This is a genomic window from Microbacterium sp. K35 (assembly GCF_004794375.1).
GTDB classification, from domain to species: Bacteria; Actinomycetota; Actinomycetes; order Actinomycetales; family Microbacteriaceae; genus Microbacterium; species Microbacterium sufflavum.
Genome location: NZ_SSDM01000371.1, coordinates 1 through 5,267, shown reverse-complemented (window position 1 = coordinate 5,267; position 5,267 = coordinate 1). Strand labels below are relative to the sequence as shown.

Below are 5,267 nucleotides of genomic sequence, written 5' to 3'. Positions count from 1 at the left end.
GTCGCGAGGGCGACCGCGTCGGTCTCGGCGGAGGCGTGCTGCAGCACGGCGTCGGCGGCGCCCGGAACCTCGGTGCGGAAGCCGCCCGGGCTCGTCACGACGCCGGCGGCCGCATCGAGCACGACCGGGGTGCGGCCGATCGCGGTGATCGACGGGCGCTCGGACAGGTCGAGCTCGCCCACCGACGCGGCGGACGGGTCGAGCGGCGCGCCCTCGGGGTCGACCGGGACCGTGACGACCTCGCCGCGCTCGCCCGACAGCCCGAACACGGTGCCGTCCTGGGCGACCGTCACGTCGGAGTCGTCGCCGAGCTCGACCACGGGCTCCGCGGCCTCGATCTCGAACGCGTTGATGCCCCGGACCGGCACGACCCACAGGTCGCCCGAGTCCTGGTCGAGGATCGCCGCGGTGTTCGCGCCGAGCGCGACCTTCGCGGTGGAGGGGATGAGGGCGGAGTCGCCGAGCGAGACGCGCGCCGGGTCGACCGCGGTCACGGTGGACGCGCTCTCGTCGACGACCAGCACGTTCGCCGCGTCCTGCAGGATGTCGTAGTCCTCGCTGGTGGTGCGCAGCCCGCCGTCGAGGATCGTGGACTCGTGGTTGAAGTGCCCGACGAGCAGGCTCGAGGTCTTGGTGATCCAGACGCCGCCGTCGTTCAGGTCGACCTTGGTGGTGGGGAAGCCCTCATACGTGAAGGCCATCGTGGTGAGGGCGATCACACCCACCGTGACCCCGGCGGCGGACGCCAGCGTCTTGGGTCGCGCGCGCATCCACGACAACGCCTTCATACCCGGTTCCCCCCCAGGGTCGTCTCACACTGACTCCACCGCGGCACGACGGCCCACGGAACACTGCTACATCCTAACCACGTCGCAGAATATCGCTCGATGGGGAGATCTCCCCACTCGGCCGGAGCTACGCCCGCCAGCACCCCGCGATGTGATCGTCGACCATCCCGGCGGACTGCATCAGGGCGTACATCGTGGTCGGTCCGACGAACCGGAAGCCCCGGCGCCGCAGCTCCTTGCTCAGCGCGGTCGACTCCGGCGTCACCGCCGGGACCTCGGCGAACGAGCTCGGCCGGGCGCCGCTCGCCGGCGGGGCGAACGACCACATGAGCGCGTCGAGCTCCCCCTCCGCCATCGCACGGACGAGGCGCGCATTGCCGATCGTGGCCTCGATCTTGGCGCGGTTGCGGATGATGCCGGCGTCGCCCATCAGCCGCTCGACATCGGACTCGTCGAACGCGGCGACCGCCTCCGGCTCGAACCCCGCGAACACCTCGCGGAACCGCGGACGCTTGCGCAGGATCGTGATCCAGGAGAGCCCGGCCTGGAACCCCTCCAGCGCCATCTTCTCGAACAGCGCCCGGTCGCCGTGCAGCGCGGTGCCCCACTCCTCGTCGTGGTAGCGGCGGTACTCGGGGTCGTCGCCCACCCACGCGCAGCGCGCGCGGAGGTCGGGGCCGATCAGGAGGGAGGTCATGACTCGACGCTACCGGCGACCGCCGACACGCACCCGCGCCGGATGCGGGATCGGAAGCGGGCCTCCCCGACCCCTCCGCGGCGCGGTTCCGATCCCGCACGGAGCTGTCGCGCGGGATCGGGAGGCGGTCAGGCGGCGAAGGTGGCGGCGTCGATCACGAAGCGGTAGCGGACGTCGGAGGCGAGCACGCGCTCGTACGCCTCGTTGATCGCCGACGCGGGGATGACCTCGATCTGCGCGGTGATGCCGTGCTCGGCGCAGAAGTCGAGCATCTCCTGCGTCTCCCTGATGCCGCCGATGTTCGACCCGGCGATCGAGCGACGCCCCGCGATGAGCGAGCCCGCGTTCACCGACAGGGCCTCCGGCGGCGCGCCCACGCACACCAGCGTGCCGTCCACGTCGAGCAGCCCCAGGTAGGAGCGCAGGTCGATCGCGGCGCTCACGGTGTTGAGGATCACGTCGAACGACCCGCGCAGCTCACGGAACGTCTCGCGGTCGCTCGTGGCGAAGTAGCGGTCGGCGCCGAGCCGCAGGCCGTCGTCCTGCTTCGACAGGGTCTGCGACAGCACGGTCACCTCGGCACCCAGCGCGTGCGCTATCTGCACCCCCATGTGCCCGAGTCCGCCCATGCCCACCACTGCCACGCGCGTGCCGGGGCCGACCTTCCAGTGCCGCAGCGGCGAATACGTGGTGATGCCCGCGCACAGCAGCGGGGCCGCGGCGTCGAGCGGCAGCGCGTCGGGGATGCGCAGCACGAATCCCTCGGTCACCACGACCTGCTGCGCGTAGCCGCCCTGGGTGATCGTGCCGTCGCGGTCCACCGCGCCGTAGGTGCCGATGGCGCCGTTCTCGCAGTACTGCTCCTCGCCGCGGCGGCACTGCCGGCACTCGCCGCAGGAGTTCACCAGGCACCCCACGCCCACGCGGTCGCCCACGGCGTGACGCGTGACCTCGGAGCCCACCGCCGCGACCGTGCCGGTGATCTCGTGACCCGGTGCCAGCGGGTACTGCTGCGGGCCCCAGTCGCCGCGCACGGTGTGGATGTCGGAGTGGCAGATGCCCGCGAACGCGATGTCGATGAGGATGTCGTGCGGCCCCAGCTCCCGCCGCTCGATCACGGTCTTCTCGAGCGGGGCGGCCTCGGCGGGGGCGGCGTAGGCGATGACGGACGACATGGTGCTCCTCTGGTCGGTACCTGCCGAGACTACGCCCGTTCCCACCTCCTCAGAACACGGCGCCGGACGCGACGATCCCGCCCGGATCGCGGCGGATCCGGGCGGGATCGAGGGGTGGTGAACGGCGAACCGCGTCAGCGCTTCTGCTTCTTCAGCGCCTTCTCCTGGATCGGGGCCTGGCCGGAGGCCGCGAGATCGGCGTAGTAGGCGCGGGCCTCGTCCTGACGCTGCTTCTCGGCCCCGCTCGCGATCGGCGCGCGCACGTGCTCGGGCTCGTACCCGAACGCGTCGACGAGGTCGAGCGCGTGCGGACGCAGCCGGGCGCACAGCCGGTCGATGTAGCTGGACACGGCGGCGGCGCGCTGCGTCGACAGGCGTCCGTGGATGAGGTGCCACGCCAGGTGCTTCTCGATCAGCTGCAGACCGAAGAGGTCGCGCAGCCACGTGAGCACCTTCCGCGTCTCCGGGTCGTCGATCGCGTGGACCGCGTCGGTGAACGCCTCCCACTGCAGCAGCTCGCCGTGCGCCCTGGCGGCCTCGATCAGCTCGGTCTGGTTCTGGTTGAACAGCTCGGCGCCGAGCGTCTTGTCCTTCCCGGCGGCGCGCAGCCGCCCGGCGATGTCCGCGACCATCTGCTGCACGCGACCGGCGAGCAGGTCGTGCTGCTGCTCCTCGCGCAGCCCGCGCTCCACCGAACGGGCGACCTGTCCGAAGTCGCTCACGGCCTGGCCGAGCTGGCGCAGGCCCGCACCGTGGAACACCTTCCCCGCCGTCATGCCCACGGCGTACCGGGCGAGGTACGCCGCGTCCTTGCCCTGGAACTGCTTGGCGTAGTCGGTCAGCAGCCGCTTGCCGACGAGCTGCAGGAGCACGTTGTTGTCGCCCTCGAAGGTGACGTAGATGTCGAGGTCCTGCCGCAGGCCGACGAGCCGGTTCTCGAACATGAAGCCCGCCCCGCCGCACGCCTCGCGCGCCTCCTGGAGCGTGTCGAGCGCGTGCCAGGTCGACAGCGGCTTGAGGGCCGCGGCGAGCGTCTCCAGGTCTTCCCGGTCGCCCGGGGTGTCGGTGCGCCCGGAGAACACGCCGTCGAACTTCTGCAGGAACTCGTCGTGCGCGAAGATCTGCGCATACGTGGTCGCGAGCCGCGGGAGCAGGCGGCGCTGGTGCTTGCCGTAGTCGAGCAGCACGACCTCCTGGCCGTCCGCCCCGTCGAACTGGCGGCGCTGGGTGGCGTAGGTGACCGCGATGTACAGGCCGAGCGCCGACGCCCAGGACGCGGCGCCGTCGAGCGACACGCGCCCCTGCACCAGGGTGCCGAGCATCGTGAAGAAGCGGCGGCCGGGGCTGTCGATGGCGCTGGTGTACGTGCCGTCCGCGGCCACGTCGCCGTACCGGTTCAGCAGGTTCGTGCGCGGGATGCGCACCCGGTCGAACGAGAGCCGTCCGTTGTCGATGCCGTTCAGCCCGCCCTTGAGACCGTCGTCCTCGCGGCCGATGCCCGGCAGGTCGTTTCCGTCGTCCCCGCGCAGCGGCACGTAGAAGCAGTGCACGCCGTGGTTCACGCCGTTCGTGATGAGCTGCGCGAACACGGTCGCCGCGATGCCGTGCAGGGCCGCGTTGCCGAGGTACTCCTTGGTCGCGCCGCGGAACGGCGTGTGGATGACGAACTCCTCCGTCTCCGGGTCGTAGGTCGCGGTGGTGCCGACCGCCGCGACGTCGGAGCCGTGGCCGATCTCGGTCATCGCGAACGCGCCGGGGATCGACAGATCCATCACGCCGGGCAGCCACTTCTCGTGGTGCTCCGCCGTGCCGAGCTGCAGGATCGCGGAGCCGAACAGACCCCACTGCACGCCCGACTTGATCTGGAGGCTGGGGTCGGCGGCGACCAGCTCCTCGAACCCGGCGATGTTGCCGCCGTTGTTCTCCTCGCCGCCGAAGCGCTTCGGGAACGCGCGGTGCACGGCCTTGTTCTCCACCAGCAGGTGCAGCTGGCTGAGCACGCGCTCGCGGTGCTCGTCCTTGCCCAGCTCGTCCTGACGCCAGAACGCCGGATCCTTGATCATCTCGCGGGCCTCACGGCGCACGTCGGCCCAGGTGCCCATCAGGGCGTCGGTGACGGCGGCGACATCGATGCGCGGAGCTTCCGTCTCGCGACGGGGCTCGTCGGGGGTGGTGGAAGGACGGACGGCAGCGTCGACCATGGGGGTTCCTCCTCGGAGAAGTGACGGTGCCTCCATGGTAGGTGTGCCACAAACCGGGGAGAACTCCGCTGTCTCCTTCCTCCAAGAGCCTCGGGGGTCGCGCCCCGTCCGGCTTGTCGGCTCGCGACAGCCGGGCCTCAATTCGCGGCGATGACCGCGAGCACCCCGTCGCCGTAGGCCTCGCGCTTCTTCGCGCCGATGCCGGTGATGCCCTCCAGGTCAGCGGCGGACGCCGGGCGGTGCTCGGCCAGGGCGCGCAGCGTGACGTCGCCGAACACGATGTACGCCGGCACCCCCTGCTCGCGTGCGGTCTCGGCCCGCCACGCCCGCAGCGCCTCGAACAGCTCCCGGTCGCCCGCATCGAGCGCGTCCGCGGCGCTGGCCTTGCGGGCACGCGGGGTCGAGG

4 protein-coding genes and 1 pseudogene are annotated in these 5,267 nt (G+C 71.5%); all 5 read right to left on the bottom strand.

Translation table 11 applies throughout. The features are described 5' to 3' along the window. Positions 1 to 770, bottom strand: a pseudogene (locus DW299_RS15430) (Ig-like domain-containing protein); the annotation flags it as partial. 145 nt (positions 771 to 915) lie between these two features. Continuing rightward, positions 916 to 1,485, bottom strand: a complete 570-nt coding sequence (locus DW299_RS15425; protein WP_136037094.1) for a DNA-3-methyladenine glycosylase I — start codon at positions 1,483 to 1,485, stop codon at positions 916 to 918. Between the two features lie 128 nt (positions 1,486 to 1,613). Beyond that, positions 1,614 to 2,660 carry an NAD(P)-dependent alcohol dehydrogenase gene (locus DW299_RS15420; protein ID WP_136030092.1) on the bottom strand — a complete coding sequence of 349 codons (1,047 nt, stop codon included), beginning with the start codon at positions 2,658 to 2,660 and terminating at the stop codon, positions 1,614 to 1,616. Between the two features lie 134 nt (positions 2,661 to 2,794). Beyond that, positions 2,795 to 4,861, bottom strand: a complete 2,067-nt coding sequence (locus DW299_RS15415) for an acyl-CoA dehydrogenase family protein (protein ID WP_136037093.1) — start codon at positions 4,859 to 4,861, stop codon at positions 2,795 to 2,797. A gap of 137 nt (positions 4,862 to 4,998) precedes the next feature. Then, positions 4,999 to 5,267 (bottom strand): HRDC domain-containing protein (locus DW299_RS15410; protein WP_205814418.1); only part of this gene is annotated, 269 nt, incomplete at its 5' end.